We start from the raw sequence: 18,395 nt of genomic DNA, 5'->3' as shown, positions 1-18,395 counted from the left end.
TTCACTCGAAGGAGATGTCGTCGCTGCTCGGATCGCCGAGGGGAAGTGCAGACGTCGCGACCGGCGGTCGGGCAGTGGTGACGCGCTCGAGCGCGGTGCCGACGGACGCGGCCTCGTGCGTCGAGCCGATCTCACGTAGGTCGGCCAGGCCTTCTCCGAGGTCGATGCGATCCTCGCCGATCCCGATTGTCAACGCGATCAATTCGCACACGGCAGCAGGGTCGTCGAGCTCGAGAAATCGTTCTCCGAGCAGTCGCGTCCAGTGTTCGACGATCTCCGGATCGCCGTAGTACGACGACTGATTCGGCAGGATGAAGAAGACATTCCAGCGTTGTTCGAGCTCGCGATACACCGACTCGACCGTGACGTCGTGGGGGAGGTCGTCACCGATCACAGCACGAACATGCCGGGCCGACAATCGCGGCTTGTTCAGCTCGTCGCCGATGACGAACAGGTACCCTTTCCTGCCGCGCTTCTCCCACGCGTCGGTGACGATGTGGCGCGCCATGAAATAGGCTGCCAACTCGTAGCTCTCGGACTTCTGGCCGCCACCGTTGCCTTCGAGGAAGATCGTGCGGAGCTGCTCGTCCATCGCATTGCCGGATTCGAACTGCCCTATCTGCAACGGAACACGGTCGCTGTCGGCGTCACCGATACCACCGAACAGGATCTGCGGGTCATCGGCGTAACCTTTTCGCTCGAGCAGGCCGTGCAGTTTACCCAGCTTCTCCTGCATGATGCGCGGTACCACACCCATCGAACCGGTCACGTCGAACAGGACCGCGATGGGCAGCGACGACTGGTGTCCCGCGGAGTCCCGGGATTCGCGGAACCCCACCTTGTACGGATCGAGAGTGGGATCCGCCTTCCATTCCGTGCGGGGGCGGTTCCGCAGTGTCGCTGTGTAGCGGAAATCGTCGACACCGTGAGCGGCGCGGAATGTCTTTGCCGCGGTGTATGTGTCGTCATCCCATTTGCCGTAACCCATGTCGATCACTGTCCTTTCGTCGGAGTCGTACTGAACGGGCGAAACCGCCGCCGTCCGTAGAGTCGGTCGAGCAGGTCGTCGAATTCGGTGAGGAGATCAACAGCGTCGGGCCGGGTACGTGGATCCGGATGCATGCACCCGTGCGCGAAGCGGCGCAGCGGCTCCGGGGGCTGGTCGCCGAGCATCGGCAGCATCAACGAGTGCGTCATGTACACGTCCCAACCTGTGCTCGCTGTGCCGTGCTCACGCGCTTCGGGTGGGTAGTGGTGACGCTGCGACGGGATGGTTGCGGTCGGCACCCGGCCGGGTGGGGTCGCGAAAGACCATCCCGCCAGAACAACACCGTGTCGCTGCGGATGGATCAGCACGTTGTCGGCGGTGATTGCGGTGTGTATCCAGCCTGCGCGGTGCGCTGCCGCAACCGCCCGCAGGAGCCGACGGTGCATCCACGCCCAGTCCCTCGGGTCGAGTCCGGCCGGGTAAGCGGTGTGGACCTCGGCGAGCGTGACGAATCCGGAGGTGAGGTCGTCGAGGACATTCACGACACGTCGCGCGCCATCCGTCGGGTCGAGGTGGACGAGGTGATCGATCAGGCACGGAAAGTACGCCAGCAGCCACTCATGTCCATTGTCGGCGGAGGCGGCGATGTCGCAGAGTGCTGCTTGCTCGTTGTCCAGCAAGGTGTTCGACGTGACTGCGCGTGGGATCTTGACGATCACAGCGGTCCCGTCCTTGCGTGTCGCGTGGTGCAGGTTGCTCGTCGAGCCACGCGCATGCAGTGGGCCGAGGACGTACTGCGCCGCTGATCCGGTGAGGACGGGGCAGGGGTCGGTGGTGACGGTGCTCGCGAGCCAGCGACGGTAGAGATCCGAAGCTCGGGTGAACGCGGCGGCGGCACGAGCCCGCTCTGCCGGGGCGACACGGTCAGGATGGATGTGCGCCGTCAACCGGTGGAAGCGTCGGCGCGCGGCACGCACGGATTCGGTGCCGGACAGGGTGGGACCGAACAGGTCGCCCGGCGCTCTCGCCGCCTCTACTTCCTCGATTACCTCGGCCGTGTTCATGCTTTTAGTCTTACAGACTAAAAGATGGATGCGCAAGGGTATCGCGATGGCACGCTGTGGAGTGGACGTGACTGCTACCTGGCCGATGGTCGGGACGAGGGGTGTTTTCTGAAACACGTTCCATGTAAGGATGGCGCAGCGGGCACGGCCGGTGCCTGTTGCACATCCGTCGGAAGGACCAGGAAAATGCCGACCGTGGAGGACCGCCTCGCACGTCTCGAGGCGGTCGAAGAGATCCGGATGCTGAAGCATCGATACTTCCGCGCATGCGATGCCAAGGATCCCGAGGTGATGCGCACCTGCTTCATCGCGAAAGGTGCCGACATCTATTACGGGCCCGCGCTCGGCAGCTTCGACGACGCCGACGGACTCGTCGACATCTATTCGCGTATCGCACTTCAGCGCGTCGACGACCAGTACATCATCCTCGATATGCATCACGGGATGCACCCGAGTATCTCCATTGAAGGCCCGGATTCCGCGAAGGGTGAATGGACCCTGCGATTCCGGCAGGTAGATCTTCGTGCCCGCACCGAGAGGGTCACCGCACTCGATTACGACGACGACTACGTCATCGAGAACGGCGAGTGGAAGATCTCCAGATGCCACGTGAAGGTGCTGTGGTCGATCGAACGCACTCTGACCGACGATGTGAAAGTGGTTCAGTGACATGGCAGAACACGGGGACATGACAGAACGGAAGGTAGCGCTCGTCACCGGAGCGAGCCGCAGCGTCGGCAAGGGTATTGCCTGCGCTCTCGGATCCGACGGCTGGACGGTGTACGTCACTGCGCGCGGATCGGTCGGGCAAGGAGGTCCGCTCGACGAAACGGCCGAGGCGGTCACCGGACGCGGCGGTCATGGCATTGCGGTGCAGTGCGATCACCGCGACGATAAGCAGATCCACGAACTCTTCACCCGTATCGCCGACGAGCAGAACGGTCGAATCGACCTGCTGGTGAACAACGTGTGGGCGAGTCCGAAAGGATTCGCCGGCTTCACCGATCCGTTCTGGAAACGCCCTGTCGATGACTGGGACAGCCTCATCGGCGTGGGTTTACGAGCCCACTACGTCGCCTCGGTCGAGGCTGCCCAGCTCATGGTGCCGCAGGGAAGCGGGATGATGGTCAACATCTCGTCGTTCGGCACGCGCGGGTACCTGCACTCGGTGTTGTACGGGATGTCCAAGGCGGGCCTGGACAAGATGGCCGCCGACATGGCCGTCGACCTGCGCGACACGGGCGTGACGGCGCTGTCGCTGTGGCCGGGACTCGTGAAGAACGAGGCCATGTCGGCCCGCGGACTCGACAACTTCCAGGGCTTTCCGCTCGCTAATGCCGAGACCCCCGAGTTCATCGGACGTGTTGTCGTCGCATTGGCCGGTGACCCGAATGTGCACGAACGCAGTGGTTCCACGCTGATCACCGCGGAAGCAGCACTCGACTACGGAGTAGTGGATGTCGAAGGGAATCAACCGGATTCGCACAGGGCTCTGTTCGGTGGTGGTCCCGTGTTCGGGCGATGAACAGAACTCCGCGTCTCACCGGACTGTATCGAACGAATATTCGTATATATCTCGAAACTCGAATGTCAGTTCTATAGAATTCGGTCATGGGTGGGGAACTCTGGAAACTCGACGACAAGCAACTGATGGCCGAGACACTCGCCGTCTCCGCCGAAATCCATGCGTCGCAGGTGCACCGCGTGGATCTGATGATCGCGATGTACGAACGCGACACCGTCAAAGACCACGGCTACCGCAGCCCCGCCCACTGGCTCGCCGCAGCAACCAACCTCGAACTCGGTGAATGCCACCGCATCGAATCACTGGCTCGTCTACTACGACTCGAACCGGAAGTGCGTGAGGCATACAGCTCGGGGCTGCTCGACGCAGACAAAGCTCGCCAGATCGCCTACTTCTGCCAGCACTACCCACGGAATATGAACCCGTGCGACTTCGAGAAAGCCCGCACCATCCTCATCGACCACGCCAGCAAGACCGTCGCCACCAAGGCGACCGTCCGCGCCCTGATCCGCCGCCTCGAACACCTCTACGGCACCGGCGACGGACCACCACCCGGTGAAGACTCGACCCGCAACGAACTGTTCGTCTCCACCACCCTGCACGGGCGTGTGGTGATCGCAGGCGAGTTCGATGCCGTCACCGGCGCCCGCCTGCGGCACCTGCTCTCACCACTGTCGGCACCGAGGCCCGAAACGAACGGCATCACCGACGACCGGCCGGCCTCCAGACGCACCGCCGATGCGTTCGAGCAACTCCTGCAGTGCGTCGAAGCCGCCGGACTCGTCCCCGTCGAAGGCGGTGTGAAACCGCATGTGACGGTCACCGCGTCGATCACGGATCTGACCAAGAACACCGCCGTCAAAGAACTCTTCGCGAACTCCCCAGAACAGGGATACGCCACCGAACCGTGGGCCGGACCGTTGTCGATCGACACCGCCCGGATGCTCGCCTGCGACTGCCAGGTCACTCGGATCCTGCTCGACGAACACGGCGTGCCGTTGGCGCACGGCCGGACGCACCGTTCCGCGACGGTCGCGCAACGCCGCGCCCTCGCAGTGCGAGATGGCGGATGTGCTTTCCCGGGGTGCACCACCCCACCGGCGTGGGCGGATGCGCATCATGTGCGGCATTGGGTCGATGGTGGTGATACCGACCTCGACAATCTGGTGTTGTTGTGCGGACACCACCACCGGTTGATGCATCACACCGAGTGGGAAGTCGAGATGACCGAAGAGCTTCGGCCGCAGTTCATTCCGCCCGCGAGCATCGATCTGTTCCGGACACCGATACCAGGGAACAGACCGGAGTTGGTCGCCTAGTTCACACCAGATCACAAAGACAGCCACCGTTACCAGGGCACCCGTGTGCCCTGGCAGCGGTGGCTGCTTGTATTCAGTTCGGGTCCGCGAGGTCGCCCGATGCCTCGAGGAACCGTTCCAACAGTGCGGCCAGCCGCCGCCCGTCATCCGAGGGCGGTTGCTGTGGATGGTGTTCCCTGCGATGTGCTTGCGGTCGGCCGGTGACAAGATCGTCAACTAGTGGTTGACGATCAAGCTTCGTCAACCTACGGTTGACGTATGACTGAACCAACGCGTAGTACCCACCCGGTTCGCCTCGACGACCTCATCGAAGCGATCAAGAAAGTCCACCCCGACGCCCTCGATCAACTCCAGGACGCCATGATCGCCGCCGATCACCTCGGAGACGTGGCCGATCACCTCATCGGCCACTTCGTCGACCAGGCCCGACGCTCCGGCGCATCGTGGTCGGAGATCGGCCAACGCATGGGGGTGTCCAAACAGGCCGCTCAGAAACGATTCGTGTCGAAGGCCGACAACGATCTCGACCCTAACGAAGGCTTCAACCGGTTCACGCCGCGCGCGAAGAACGTTGTGATGTCGTCGATGAACGAAGCGCGCGCCGCAGGCAACGCCGAGATCGCGCCCGAACACCTTGCGCTGGGCTTGCTGGCAGATCCTGCCGGCCTCGCTGCTCGCGCGATCGTCGCGCAGGGAATCACGCTCGACGATCTGCGGCGTGCTGTCCACGCGGCCCTGCCGGAGAAATCGACCGTTCAACTCCCAGAGCTCATTCCGTATGACGCACAGGCCAGGAAGGCTCTCGAGCTGACCTTCCGCGAGGCGTTGCGACTCGGGCACAACTACATCGGCACCGAACACATCCTGCTGGCGCTTCTGGAACTGGAGGACGGTACGGGACCACTGTCATCGGCCGGCGTCGACAAGTCGAAGGCCGAAGCGAACATCACCGAAGCACTCGCGGCAATCGTGGCGGCTCAGGAGGACTGAACGACTGCTGAATGGGTATATCTCCTGTCATGAATTCTCGAACGACTGCGTTCCTGACAGGAATCTCGCTGGCTGCGCTCTTCGTGGCCGGGTGCGGCGACGACGCGAACGACAACGCCGTGACTATCGTCGAGTCTCCTCCCGCCACCACGGCGGAGTCGGCGACATCAGCGCCGGCAGCCTCAGCGACGTCCGCACCCGGCTCCGAACTCGACGACGATGATGTGTTCGCTCTTCCTGGAGGTGACGACGTCGACGCCGTGACCTACGACGAGGTCGCCGTGCCGGTCGGAGCGAGGGCGGATGTGGACACCGAGGACGACGACGGCCGCACCACCGTGACCCTCACCGTGACAGGCCTCCAACCCGACCGCGAATTCGGTGCGCATGTGCATACGAGGCGGTGTGGACCGGACCCCGCAGATGCCGGACCGCACTATCAGAACCAGGCCGACCCTGCGGCGACACCGGACTCGCCGTCCACCGACCCGGCCTACGCCAACCCCCAGAACGAGATCTGGCTGGACTTCACTACCGATGACAGCGGCAATGCCCGCGCGACCAGCACCGTCGAGTGGGAGTTCCGCGACGATGAAGCCGAATCCGTGGTGATCCACGATCACCACACCATGACGGCACCGGGAGAAGCCGGCATGGCGGGGGATCGTCTCGCCTGTATCGACGAGGACTGAGTGCGGTTGCTCAGAAGTTGCTAGGTGCCCTCCCCGACAGTTGTGCGTGCGCCGGACCGCCGGCACACGCACAACTCGAGGAGGCATGCCATGCGTAAGTTCGACATCGACACCATCTCGGCAGACGGCACAGAGCTCGACGAATCGCGACTTGCTCGGATTCTGGGTGGTCGAGGAATCATCCGGGATGACAAGGGACGGACCGGCTGCATTCCGGATCTGGATGGCTCCATCCGCGCGGACGATCCCATCTTGGGTTGAGCCCGAGCCTCACACTCTTGGCGTGGGACGCACGGTGCGTTCCACGCCAGATGTGTCTCTGTGTCAGTGACAGAGTTGGCGCTCATCCGTTGCTCAGAGTCTGCACAGTCATCCTCGTGACGATATCCGTGCTGCCGGGTGGTCCGGCACGGAACATGCAAGGAGAGCTGAATGAGCAAGTTCACGATCGACACGATTTCCGCGATCGGCATCGAACTGGACGAGTCCCGCCTGGCCCGCGTGGCGGGTGGTAAGGCGAAGACCAAGGAAAAGTCCGAGATCATCATCAACCAAGAGACCTGCCAACCTGAGGGGCCCGATGTCATCGTTCAGGGCTAGTTGACGGATAGTCGACTGCTCTGTGCCCTCTTCCGTTTTACGGAAGATCGCGTCGGATCGTGGCCCGGGGCGTGGTATTGCGCCCCGGGCAGTCCCCGGAGGTCTTCGTAGTGACTCATGTCCTTGTTCTCACCTGTCCCGGTGATGTGCACGCAGATGCCGTCGTCGAGCGGTTGGTCCAGCGCCGTGCGGGATTCACAGTTTTCGATCCAGGTGAATTCCCTGTCAACGCAGCACTTTCAGTATCGTATTCCCGATGCGGGCCAATCGTACGTACACTCTCGAGCTCTGCGGGCCGCCTTGATCTCGATGCTGTTGACAGCATTTGGTTTCGGCGACCCAACCTGCCCAGTCCGGATCCTGGGATCGACGATCCCGTTTCGCGAGAATGTATCCGGGACGAGACCCGTACGTTCTCCTCCTACGTATGGGACAGTCTGGATTGCCTGGCAGTACCGGGAACGATGCGGGCGATCCGGTATGCATCGCACAAGCCTGCTCAGCTGGCGCTTGCGGGTGTACTCGGTTTGGCTGTTCCCCCGACCCTCATCACCTCAGATCCGCAGGAGTTCATGGACTTCTGGGATCGCCATGGAGGGCAGATCATCACGAAACCGCTCGATAATCCTTCGATCGGAGTGAGTGGACGGATGTTCGCCCGATACTCCGAGACCCCGGCCACCATGGATCTCGCCGCGGCAGATGCCATCCGCTTCTGCCCGGTGATCATTCAGGCGTATGTACCCAAGCTCGTCGAACTCCGGGTGACGGTTGTCGGTGATCGCGCATTCGCGGTCGAAATCGACAGCCAACGAAGCAATCACGCGCGAGGTGACTGGCGCAAGTACGATTCCACACAGGGTCTGTATGCAGTCCACTCCCTGCCTGACGAAACAGCCGAGAGCTGCGTCCGGCTGGTGTCCGAGTTCGACCTGAACTATGGCGCACTGGATCTGATCCTCACACCCGACGGCCGTTACGTCTTCCTCGAGATCAACCCGGCCGGACAATGGCTGTGGCTCGAGTCGGCCACAGGTATCCCGATAGCGGATGCCGTCGCAGATCTGCTGCTCTCTGCCGCGGACCGATCACCACAATCGTTGACGAACGGAGCTTTTCGATGACCCTCACCACGTCGCAGCGACACCACTGCCTCGACGCGAGTCTGCTGTCCGACCTCCTGGACATGATCCGCCTGGAGAACAATGCATCCGGCGACGTGCACGCCGACTCGTCGGAAGCCCTCCGCGTCCTACGTGAGAACAATCCCGAACTCCGGCTGCGGCTCGTGCGACACGTCGAGCCTTTCGACGGGTCGAGCCAGAGTGCGCTGCTCATCACCGATGCGGACGGATCCGTCACAACCCTGTCATGGTCCCCGCCATCACTTCTTCCGTGGCCCCTCCGTGGTGCACGCCGCGTCGGTGAATCAGACCTCCTGTCGGTGAACGGAGAAACCCTCACGGTCGGCGACGCCATTCTGCACATCGAAGGGTTGTGGGATCGTCCTGACCTCCTCACGGGCCTCATCGATGCCTGCGCGATTCGCATTGAGCTCGAAGAAGAACCCGTCGAGCTGACCGACGCGCAGTTGCAGGAGTCGTTCGATGCGTTCCGTCGGGCACGAGGCCTGCTCACTCGCGACGCGACCGAGGCCTGGATGGCGCGAAATCATCTGAGCCCGAACATGTTCGAGCGAACGGTGCGCCAAGAAGCTGAACTTGCGATGCTTCGCAGGCGCATTGTCGGCGATCGCGCCTCGGTGTGGCTCCAGGAGCACCCCGATGCGCTCGACCGCGCACGCATCGCCCGGGTGGTCTTCCCGAGCCGTGCGGAAGCATCCGAGTTCGCGGCACGGGTGGCCGACGTTCATACCTATGATGCGGACGACGCGATCCGCTACTTCACCGGTGAACTCGGTCTTGCTGTGGCTGCGGGCCGTGGGCAGGCGGAATTCTCCGAGATCGGACGCGGTGACCTCGACGGAGAACTCTCGAGCCTGGTCCTCGCCGCGAAGCCTGGAACTGTCATGGCGGCACGGGCCGGTAACGGCGGATGGGAGGTCGTACAGGTCCTGGCGGTGCAACGTGCGCAGGTCGATGTGTCGGCGATGAGGATGGCCGAACAGCGTGTGTTCGACGAGTGGCTCGCCGATCGTAGGCGGTCTGCACGCGTCGAGTGGTTCTGGGGTGAAGCCGAGAAGACAGATCGGGTCGCGGCATCGTGACACGCAGGGTTCGCCTACGGCATCAGTCGGGAATGTCGGACTGCGGCGCAGCATGTCTCGCGATGATTCTCGACTACTACGGCGCGCCGAGGCCGGTGAACGAAGTGGCCGACGACCTCGCGGTGGGTCGCGACGGGACGACGGCCCTCGCGCTGGTCCAGGCAGCCCGAGGCTACGGATTGGAGGTACGGGCGTTCGGCCGGCCCGCGGAATCGATCGTTGGCGGACACACTATGCTGCCCGCGCTCGTGCACTGGGAACACAATCATTTCGTAGTCGTCGACCGGGTCACGGCACGACACGTTGTGGTGGTGGACCCGAGCCGAGGTCGACAGCGCCTGGCGCACGACTACTTCGCGGAGCGGTATTCGGGCGTGGTGCTCGAGTTCGCGGCGGGCGACGTGGCAGGGAAGAACCTACCGTCACGCCCTCGAGATACCCGTTGGCGACGAGAGTTCCTCGCACTCGTATGGCGGAACAACCGCGCCTCGTTGGTCGGGATTCTGTGTGCGTCAGTGGTCCTGCAGCTCGTCGGCATTGTGATTCCGTTGCTGACTGCGGTGTTCGTCGACAGGGTCATCCCTGAATCCGATCTCGGGCTTCTGAGCCTGCTTGCTGTGGCGTTGGCCGGTATCGTATTCGTGGTGCTGACGGTGGGGGCATTGCGCACCATCGTCATCGCACTGATGCGTCGACGTGTCGATGCTGCCCTCAGCGGATACTCGGTCGAGAGACTGTTCTCTCTGCCCTTCGCCTATTTCATGCGAAGGGGCACGAATGACGTTGCCCAAAGGGTCGGGGGTATCGGCACCATTCGAGATCTGCTCACCGAGAGGGTCGTGTCCGCTCTGATCGACGGTCCACTCGCAATCGCCTACATCGCGATCGTGATGTGGTGGGCGCCAGGAGTCGGCGCGGGTCTTCTTGCTCTCACTGCGGTGCAGGCACTTCTGATCTGCGTGGTGCATCGACGCGTGGTCGATCTGAAGCAGCGTGAGGCTGCCACCGCTGCTGAAGCGGAAGGCCTGCTCATCGAGAACATTCGCGGTATCGAAACGGTGAAGGCGTCCGGCACCGAGGCAGCAGTGATTGCTCGGTGGACGGCACGGTTCGAACTGGCGCTCTCCGTTTCGGTCCGGAGTTCCCTCGTGTCCGGTCTGGTCGATGCCGCGCAGACTTCGCTGCGTGCGGCTGCGCCGGCGGTGCTGCTGTTCGTCGGCGCAGTCCATGTGCTGGACGGTCGGCTGTCGCTCGGGCAACTGATTGCGGTGAACGGGATGGCAGTGGCTGCAATGGGTTTCGTAACATCGCTGCTCACGCTCGTGCAGTACCTGCAATCTGCCGCGGCGTACGCGCGGCGTCTCCAGGACATCCTCGAATCCGATCCGGAACAGCAGGGGCTCGAGGTCTCTGCTGCGCCGTTGCTGTCGGGTTCGATCAGCCTTCGCGGTGTGGGATTCCGGTACGGTCCGAGATCCCCATGGGTGCTCCGCGGAATCGACTGCGACATTCCGGCGGGTGCCACGGTTGCGCTCGTGGGGCGGTCCGGTTCGGGGAAGAGCACGCTCGCGCGCCTACTGCTCGGGTTGTACGTCCCCGAGGAAGGCGCGGTTCTCTACGACGGCATCGACGCGCAGCGCATCGAGGCCCGGTCGTTGCGCGCACAGTTCGGTGTCGTCACGCAGGACTCCACGTTGTTCACCGGCAGCGTCGCCGAAAACATTGCCACCGGGAACCCCGACGCACCGTTCGAAGAGATCGTGCGGGCTGCCTCCCTCGCACAGATCCATGAGGACATTGCTGATTTGCCGATGGGTTACGACACCGTTCTTCGTGAAGGCGGTGGTCTTTCCGGTGGTCAGCGTCAGAGGGTGACAATTGCTCGTGCGCTCTTGACCCGGCCGCGGGTGCTGTTGTTCGACGAGGCGACGAGTGCTCTCGATTCGGTGACCGAAGCCGCCGTCGTCGAGGGAATCGGCGGGTTACGCCAAACCCGTATCGTCATTGCACATCGCCTGTCCACGGTGCGCACTGCAGATCTGATCTTGGTGCTGGACGCCGGACGAGTCGTCGAATCCGGCACCTACGCCGAGTTGCTGATGCGGAAGGGTATTTTTGCGGATCTGTGCGCCGAATCAGCGCGGTAACCTCGACGTCGACAGGCCCCGAGGCGGGGCCGTGACGAGTCGGGGGTGCAGAACTCGTGGACGTGCAGATCTCAGTGGGTGTTCTCGGTCCTGTCGCGGCGCTCCGTGACGGTGCACCCATCGATCTCGGTGGACCACGCCAACGCGCCTTGCTTGCTGCACTTGCTGTGGCATATCCGCACTCGGTGAGCGCGGATCAGCTTCTCGCCGAAGTGTGGAACGACGTCCCGGAACCGACGGTCAACGCTCTGCACTTTGCTGTGTCGAAACTGCGTCGTCACCTCGATCCACAGCGTAACCGTGGGCAGGGTGGCCCGGTTGTGCGCAGCGGACCCCATTATGCGTTGCGGATCGCCGAACTCGACTCGGCCCGATTCGATGCTCTCATCAGGACGGCCCATGAGGTTCGTACGGCACAGACGCCTACAGCTTCGGAGGATGCCGCAGCGATTCTGAACGAGGCACTCGGGCTGTGGCGAGGCGAACCGTTTCAGGACGTCGCGCACCTCGCGTGTGTGGCTCCCGAGCGGACACGCCTGGACGGGCTGTATCGCGACGCATCGAGTGCACTCGTCGATATCGATCTTGCGCGTGGACGCACGCGCGATGCCCTGCGCGGTGCGGAGGCACTCGTCGAGCGGTATCCACTCGACGAGCATGCGTGGGAACTGTTGGCGCTCTCGATGTACCGAAGTGGACGCCAGGCCGACGCGCTCGCGGCGATTCGGCGTGTTCGGCGAGCACTGATGGACGAACTCGGCGTAGATCCCGGTGTCGCGATACAGGAGCTCGAGCAACGGATTCTCACGCACCAGGTTGCGCAGGTGTCGCCGGACGAACCCCCGCCTCCCGTGCTGCCGGTATTTCGTACCCGGCTGATCGGAAGGACGGCGGACCTGTCGACAGTGTCCGATCTGCTGGACAGTCATGCGCTGGTGACCCTGTTCGGCCCTGGAGGTGTGGGGAAGACGCGGCTTGCACTCGAGGTGGCGCGAAGCCCCCGAACCGGGGACGATACCTGGTTCGTCGACCTCGCCGGAGTCGCAGAAGGGTCGCCGATCGCGACGCCGGTTGCCGAGGCCCTCTGCCTACCGGGTGTGGAGACGGTCGAAGAGATTGCCGCTCTGATCGGCCGCCGCGGGATGTTCCTCATCCTCGACAACTGCGAGCATCTAGTCGTCGCAGCGGCACACCTCGTCTCGATGCTTCTGGAACGTTGTCCTCGCGTCCGCATGCTTGCCACGAGCCGAGAGTTACTGGACGTCGACGGCGAAGTCGGATACGAGATCAGGCCGCTCGATCTCGCCTCCGCCGTCGAACTGTTCGCTGATCGTGCCGTTCGATTCGACCCGGGTTGGTCGCCTGCGACGGCTGACTCCACATCAGTGCATCGGATTTGTGAAGGCCTGGACGGACTTCCGCTTGCGCTCGAGCTTGCCGCCGCACAGCTGTGTGTGTTGTCCGAAAGTCAGATCGCGGACGGACTCGCCGACCGGTTCACGATGCTCAGCGCAGGACCACGTTTCGCCGGAGCGCGCCAACGACGTCTCATCGATACCGTCGACTGGAGTTACCGAATGCTCGACGCACCGTCGTCGTGGGCGTTGCGGGCAATCTCGGTCTTTGCAGGAAGCTTCGACATCCACGGCGTCGCTGCCGTACTCGGTGTAGACGATCCGATTCGCGTGGTCGACACTGTGCGAGTGTTGGTGCGTCGCTCGTTGCTGTCGGTTGTGCCCGATACCATGCCCAGGCGATACGTGATGCTACAGACCATCAAACACTTTGCCGCACAACAGCGTACTCCGGATGAGGAGGTTCATCTTGTGGCCGCGTACCGCAATCGAGTCCTCCGGAGGGCAGTCGCCCTGGCGGCCGAACTCCGTGGGCCCGGTGCGCGGGATGCCGTGTCCGAACTGGTCGCCGACCGCGCGGAGCATCGAGCGGCACTGACCGCTGCGCTCGAACACGGCGACCCGCATTATGTACTCGAACTGTCCGGTGCTCTGTATTGGTTCTGGTATCGCAAGGCGAACGTGTCGGAGGGGCTGGGTTTCCTGCGCGCCGCGATCGAGAGGGTCGACCAGCATCCGATCGCACCCAAGCCGGAAAACCTCGGCAGGGCGCTGATGGGGATGGCACTTCTCACCGACCTCACCGGCGACTCCGAGACCGCGCAGCGCCACAGCGACCGTGCCCGCGAGGTACTGCTCGAAACCGGCGACGCTGCGGACGTCGCCTATGCGGACTCACTGGGGGCCTACTACCGCGCCGTGTGCGGTGATCACGACGGCGCAGTGGATATCGTGCAGCGAAGTCTCATCGATGCACGCCGCCTCGGAGTCGACTGGATCGAAGCCTCCCTTCTGATGGTCATGGGAATCGCTCAGCGCAGCAGCGGAGCTATTGAGGCGGAAGAGACGCTGCGTAGGTCGGTCGAAGTCGGTCGCCGATGTGGCTATCAGTGGGTGCCGATCTGCTCGTTGTGGGCGCTGGCGAAAATCGCGGCAGACTCGCGAGACCACGCTGCGGGGCTCGAGCTTGCGCGCGAGATCCTCCCGATTCTCGAATTCGACAGTGAAGTGACCGGGTGGATCGTCACGATGCACACTGCGGCGGCCGCGCTTGCGCAAGCGGGACGCACTGCCGACGCAGCACGCGTGTTGGGAGCGGCCCGTGCGCACGGTGAGCGAGTAGGGGTGCAAGCCGACCTTCTCGATCCGTACAGCCCTGCGGAGGACGCGGCGATCACAGCGGCGTCGCGCACCGACAACTTCGACGTCTACTACGAGGAAGGTGCCTGCCTGACTCGTGAGGAAGCGAATGCTCTACTCATGGTCGGCTCGGCGTGCGATGCTGACGATCAAACGGCCCGAACATGAGGAGAGCAAATGAATCCCGTCGTCGAGACCACATGCGGCCGGGTGAAGGGAACGGCCGAGGGCGGTACGGCGGTCTTCAAGGGCATCCCGTATGCGGCTGCACCGTTCGGCGACCTTCGGTTCGCGGCACCTGAACCCGCACCGAAATGGGATGACGTGCGAGACGCGGTCGATTTCGGCCCCACCGCACCCAAGGCGGCCTACGGTGCGCCGTTCGACAGGCTCTTCGAAGATCCGGCGATTCCCGGTGAGAACCCGCTGAATCTGAATGTGTGGACGCCCGGTATCGATGCGTCGTTGCCGGTGCTCGTCTGGATCCACGGCGGCGCGTTCGTTCGTGGTAGCAGTGCGGTGCCACTGTACGACGGCGCGAACTTCGCCCGCGACGGCGTCGTCTTCGTCAGCATCAATTATCGACTCGGTGCGGAGGGGTTCGCCTTCCTCGCCGACGCACCCGCCAACCGTGGGCTGCTCGATCAGGTGGCTGCACTCGAATGGGTCCGCGACAACATCGCCGCGTTCGGCGGGAACCCCGAGGCTGTGACGATCGTCGGTGAATCTGCGGGCGCGATGAGCGTCGGATCGCTACTGGCGATGCCCTCTGCAGAAGGGCTGTTCCGTCGGGCGATCGCCCAGAGCGGAGCCGGGCATTCGGTGATGTCGGCGGACACAGCGCGAAAGGTGTCGCGGGCGTTGGCGGAAGCGCTCGACGTCGAACCCACACGCGCAGGCCTCTCGACGATCGATCCCGATCAACTTGTCGAGGCTCAGGAGGCGTTGGTCGCGCGGATCCGCGGCGAGTCGGATCCGCAGGTGTGGGGCGAGATCCCGACTCATGCGATGGCCTTCGAACCGTGCATCGACGGCACAGTGCTGCCGGAGTTGCCCATCGATCGGATCGCTGCTGGGGTGTCGTCCGATGTCGACGTTCTCGTCGGCCACAACGGTGACGAGATGACGCTGTTCCTGGTGCCCACCGGAATTGCCGACGCAGTCGACGACAAGATGCTCCCCGCACTCGTGGCGCCCTATGGTCTTACGGAATCCGCAGCCCTCGACACCTACCGCTCGGCCCGACCGGAAGCGACGCCCGGTGAGGTGCTCATGCATGTGGTACGCGACTGGATGTATCGGATTCCGGTCGTCCGCGTCGCCGAGGCGCGCTCTGCGTTCGACGCTGCCACCTACGTGTATCGCTTCGATTGGAAGTCACCCGAGTACGACGACCGGCTCGGCGCGACGCACGCTCTGGACATCGGGTTCGTGTTCGACAACCTCCGTGTCTCGGGAAACACTGCGTTGGCGGGTCCGAATCCTCCGCAGGATCTTGCCCAGCGGATGCATCAGGCCTGGGTGACGTTTGTGACGACAGGCGCACCGGGGTGGGCGCCGTACGGATCGGTGCGCACCGAGATGGTCTTCGCCGATACGTGCGGGGCCGTCGACGATGCGGAGTCGGAGCTGCGTGTGCTGTGGGATGGGATCCGCTGACGGCGTTTGACCTCCGAACCATCGGGTAGTCGGCGGGCGAACCGAGCACAACGCACAGTCCACGAATCGGAGCCACGACATGTCCGCGATGTCTCCGCGGTTCCTGGTACTCCTTCGACTATCGAGCCGAGTGTCGACGAGCCGACCGTGCCGGTGGATCCGCCCGGCGTCAAGCCCGATCAGAGCCGGCCGGTGTGACTGCTATCGGCGCCGCCGTTTGATCCCCCGGCGAGTGGGTATTCCTGTTGTTCCCAGAATTGGTTCAGCGCAGCGACTTCGAGGTTCCCATGAGTACCGATGATCCGATCTTCGCGGCTCGGCGTCGAGCCCAGGGCTACGCACTCGTTGTCGCGTTCGTGTTCCTGATCATCGGCGTCATCGGATTCGTACCCGGACTGACTTCGAACTACAGCACGATTCTGCGGGTGGGAGTGGATTCCCACGCCCATCTACTGGGTTTCTTCCAGGTCTCGTTGGTCCACAACGCCGTGCATCTCGCGTTCGGCGTGGCCGGTGTGATCGCGGCGCGCCGATTGCTCTGGTCGCGCGTGTATCTCGCCGCCGGCGGGAGCATCTATCTGGGATTGGCTGTGTACGGCATGCTCATCGAGCATCACAGCACCGCCAACATCCTGCCGGTCAACAACGCCGATAATTGGCTGCATCTGGCGCTCGGCGTCGTGATGCTTCTCCTCGCCGTGGACCCTCGCGGCGGGCAACGTCCGCTCCTGCCGGGGAAGCAACCACCGAGAAGGAGATGGCACCGTGGTCGACGTCTTCGGGAGCCGTGAAACCGGTGGTGGAGTCGGGTGGTCGGATGTCGGCTGTTTGCGGGAGGGAAGCGGTGGGTAATTCGGTCGGGAGATCGTGGCGCCGGACCGGTGCTGCTACGGAGGAGGAATCGACAGATGGCCGATGCGCGCGTGATCTTCTACAAGCCACTCGCTCTTGCAGCAAGTGTCGGCGGAGGCCTGCTCGCAGGTGCGGTCTTCGGCCAGGTATGGAAACGGCTCGGTAAGGGCGCCGAGAAACCTGAACCGCAGGACCTGTCGCAGAGCACCCGCGACGTGCTTGTCGCGGCGGCAGTGCAGGGATTGATCTTCGGAATCGTGAAGGCCGGTGTGGACCGAGCCACCGCGAGTGGCTTCAAGAAGGTGACGCACGTGTCGCCGGAGTGACGGCCGGTCGCCGGTCATCTCGAGTTCTCCGCACGCTGCGTGCGTCATGTGATGGAGTTCACCGGAACCAGGGCTTACAAAGTTGGGGCACCCCAAGTTATTCTTTCGTTACCTCTGGCCGCAGCTGATATTCTCGCTGCGGCCAGTTGTTATTCACGGGTAGTTCACCTGACGCTGGAACTGCTGGTCAGCGAGTTTTCGGTCTCGGACATGATGCGACGGACCCTGGGGTCCTCAGCCAGTTCCGCTCTGATGTTCCGTGCCCTCTCGTCCGCGTCCGCATAGGCAGATGCGTGCGCGTTCGCGATGTGGTCGGCGAGGACGCGGGGCGAAAGGTCGTACGCGTGGGGAGGGATCTCGAGTCCCACGATCCGTCCGGTGGGTGACACGGTCATCACGATCCCGTTCGAGGTCCCGTTGCCTCTGATCATGTCGATCTCGTCCTGGATCCTGCGGACCTTCGACGAGAACTCTTCGGTTCGAGTCACGACGTTCTCCTTCGGCTCACCAGCCGGGGTAGGCCGGCAGGGTCTTGGGTGGGGTGGGGGAGAGGATGGTTTCGGAGCCTTCGGCAGGGACGTCGGGTTCGATGCTGCGTCCCCAGTCTTCGCAGCGGTGCATGGTCTCGCCGAGGTCGGCGCCGAAGGTGATGGTCCAGCCGGTACCGGTGAAGAGGTCTTCGGTTGGGGCGGACCATTGGTGTTCGGATGCGGGGAGGCCTGGTGGCTCCGGAAATGGTCCGGTGTTGTGTACGGTCGGCCAGAAGTCCTCGGGGTCGAGTCTTGGGTTGTAGCGGGTGTAGACGATGTGGTCGAACTGGATGTATTCCTCTCGTCCGGACCCGTTGGTGATGCGGTACGTTCCGTCGGCTTCCCGTATCGCGAAGTGAGAAGGCTGGCTACATACAGTGGCTTTGAATCCGATGTCGGTCTCGGTGATCTGGAGGATGTGCGATTGCATCGTGCCAGCGAGTGATCTGTCCCAGCGTGTGTTGATTTGGGAAGCGAACTCAGGATCGAGTACCTCCGCAAATCCAGGGTAGGTCGCGTCCATGCCTCCGTAGTGCGCGATGATCATGGACTCGTGTGCGGCGCGGACGAGTTGGCCACGTTCGTCGAGCAAATCGATACCGTTTTCAGCGGACCATGCATACGTGGCGTTGCGGACCTGCGCGGGGGGTTGGTACTCCGAAGACTCGGGCGTTCTGGTGGTCGTCCCCTCCGGGACATTGTGCGAGCAGGAAGCGAGCACAAGAATGCTCAACGCTGCAGCGGCAGAACGAATCATCTGTA

Annotated in this window: 18 protein-coding genes and 1 pseudogene; 15 read left to right on the top strand and 4 right to left on the bottom strand. The window is 63.3% G+C overall.

Features of this window, described 5'->3' with window-relative positions; all coding sequences use genetic code 11:
* Position 1: 1 nt before the first annotated feature.
* Positions 2 to 988 carry a hypothetical protein gene (locus tag ACZ46K_RS04180; protein ID WP_464746833.1) on the bottom strand — a complete coding sequence of 329 codons (987 nt, stop codon included), beginning with the start codon at positions 986 to 988 and terminating at the stop codon, positions 2 to 4.
* Positions 989 to 993: 5 nt separating this feature from the next.
* A complete protein-coding gene (locus ACZ46K_RS04175; RefSeq protein ID WP_464746832.1) occupies positions 994 to 2,052 on the bottom strand; it encodes a protein kinase family protein in 1,059 nt (352 codons plus the stop codon).
* Between the two features lie 186 nt (positions 2,053 to 2,238).
* Between ACZ46K_RS04175 and ACZ46K_RS04170 the strand changes: the two genes are divergently transcribed.
* From ACZ46K_RS04170 to ACZ46K_RS04100, 15 genes and pseudogenes are all read left to right on the top strand, one after another.
* Entirely contained in the window at positions 2,239 to 2,721 is a 483-nt protein-coding gene (locus tag ACZ46K_RS04170; RefSeq protein WP_054807449.1) for a nuclear transport factor 2 family protein, read from the top strand.
* 19 nt (positions 2,722 to 2,740) lie between these two features.
* Positions 2,741 to 3,577, top strand: a complete 837-nt coding sequence (locus ACZ46K_RS04165) for an SDR family NAD(P)-dependent oxidoreductase (RefSeq protein ID WP_464746830.1) — start codon at positions 2,741 to 2,743, stop codon at positions 3,575 to 3,577.
* Between the two features lie 86 nt (positions 3,578 to 3,663).
* Positions 3,664 to 4,896: an HNH endonuclease signature motif containing protein gene (locus ACZ46K_RS04160; RefSeq protein WP_464746828.1), complete on the top strand. Its 1,233-nt coding sequence runs from the start codon at positions 3,664 to 3,666 to the stop codon at positions 4,894 to 4,896.
* A 258-nt stretch (positions 4,897 to 5,154) separates the two neighbouring features.
* Positions 5,155 to 5,886 (top strand): Clp protease N-terminal domain-containing protein, encoded by a 732-nt coding sequence (locus ACZ46K_RS04155; protein ID WP_054806216.1) that lies wholly within the window; start codon positions 5,155 to 5,157, stop codon positions 5,884 to 5,886.
* Positions 5,887 to 5,915: 29 nt separating this feature from the next.
* Complete coding sequence (locus ACZ46K_RS04150; RefSeq protein WP_054810097.1) at positions 5,916 to 6,578, top strand: superoxide dismutase family protein; 663 nt, start codon at positions 5,916 to 5,918, stop codon at positions 6,576 to 6,578.
* 90 nt (positions 6,579 to 6,668) lie between these two features.
* Positions 6,669 to 6,839: a hypothetical protein gene (locus tag ACZ46K_RS04145; protein WP_464746825.1), complete on the top strand. Its 171-nt coding sequence runs from the start codon at positions 6,669 to 6,671 to the stop codon at positions 6,837 to 6,839.
* A gap of 171 nt (positions 6,840 to 7,010) precedes the next feature.
* The gene (locus tag ACZ46K_RS04140; RefSeq protein WP_464746823.1) at positions 7,011 to 7,178 is read left to right on the top strand and encodes a putative ATP-grasp target RiPP; all 168 of its coding nucleotides are present in this window, start codon (positions 7,011 to 7,013) and stop codon (positions 7,176 to 7,178) included.
* 59 nt (positions 7,179 to 7,237) lie between these two features.
* Positions 7,238 to 7,615 (top strand): annotated as a pseudogene (locus ACZ46K_RS04135) (MvdC/MvdD family ATP grasp protein); the annotation flags it as partial.
* A gap of 27 nt (positions 7,616 to 7,642) precedes the next feature.
* Positions 7,643 to 8,302, top strand: coding sequence for a hypothetical protein (locus ACZ46K_RS04130; RefSeq protein ID WP_464749522.1), 660 nt, complete (start codon positions 7,643 to 7,645; stop codon positions 8,300 to 8,302).
* A complete protein-coding gene (locus ACZ46K_RS04125; RefSeq protein WP_464746822.1) occupies positions 8,299 to 9,405 on the top strand; it encodes a TIGR04500 family putative peptide maturation system protein in 1,107 nt (368 codons plus the stop codon). Before ACZ46K_RS04130 ends, ACZ46K_RS04125 begins: the two co-directional genes overlap by 4 nt.
* Positions 9,402 to 11,552 (top strand): peptidase domain-containing ABC transporter, encoded by a 2,151-nt coding sequence (locus ACZ46K_RS04120; protein WP_464746820.1) that lies wholly within the window; start codon positions 9,402 to 9,404, stop codon positions 11,550 to 11,552. The genes ACZ46K_RS04125 and ACZ46K_RS04120 overlap by 4 nt, the downstream gene beginning before the upstream one ends.
* A 56-nt stretch (positions 11,553 to 11,608) precedes the next feature.
* On the top strand, positions 11,609 to 14,434 hold the full coding sequence (locus ACZ46K_RS04115) for a BTAD domain-containing putative transcriptional regulator (RefSeq protein ID WP_054810098.1): 2,826 nt from the start codon (positions 11,609 to 11,611) through the stop codon (positions 14,432 to 14,434).
* Positions 14,435 to 14,443: 9 nt separating this feature from the next.
* Complete coding sequence (locus tag ACZ46K_RS04110) at positions 14,444 to 15,925, top strand: carboxylesterase/lipase family protein (RefSeq protein WP_464746818.1); 1,482 nt, start codon at positions 14,444 to 14,446, stop codon at positions 15,923 to 15,925.
* A 287-nt stretch (positions 15,926 to 16,212) separates the two neighbouring features.
* Complete coding sequence (locus ACZ46K_RS04105; RefSeq protein WP_054806210.1) at positions 16,213 to 16,716, top strand: DUF4383 domain-containing protein; 504 nt, start codon at positions 16,213 to 16,215, stop codon at positions 16,714 to 16,716.
* Positions 16,717 to 16,833: 117 nt separating this feature from the next.
* The gene (locus ACZ46K_RS04100; RefSeq protein ID WP_054806209.1) at positions 16,834 to 17,103 is read left to right on the top strand and encodes a DUF4235 domain-containing protein; all 270 of its coding nucleotides are present in this window, start codon (positions 16,834 to 16,836) and stop codon (positions 17,101 to 17,103) included.
* A 164-nt stretch (positions 17,104 to 17,267) separates the two neighbouring features.
* On the opposite strand, the gene ACZ46K_RS04095 is transcribed toward ACZ46K_RS04100, so the two are convergent.
* Together ACZ46K_RS04095 and ACZ46K_RS04090 are read right to left on the bottom strand one after the other, a co-directional pair.
* Positions 17,268 to 17,591 carry a YbaB/EbfC family nucleoid-associated protein gene (locus ACZ46K_RS04095; protein WP_464746815.1) on the bottom strand — a complete coding sequence of 108 codons (324 nt, stop codon included), beginning with the start codon at positions 17,589 to 17,591 and terminating at the stop codon, positions 17,268 to 17,270.
* A gap of 16 nt (positions 17,592 to 17,607) precedes the next feature.
* The gene (locus ACZ46K_RS04090) at positions 17,608 to 18,390 is read right to left on the bottom strand and encodes a hypothetical protein (protein ID WP_464746812.1); all 783 of its coding nucleotides are present in this window, start codon (positions 18,388 to 18,390) and stop codon (positions 17,608 to 17,610) included.
* Positions 18,391 to 18,395: the final 5 nt, after the last annotated feature.

It is taken from the genome of Rhodococcus sp. JCM 9793 (genome assembly GCF_055380405.1).
This window is presented reverse-complemented; position numbering and strand designations above follow the sequence as displayed.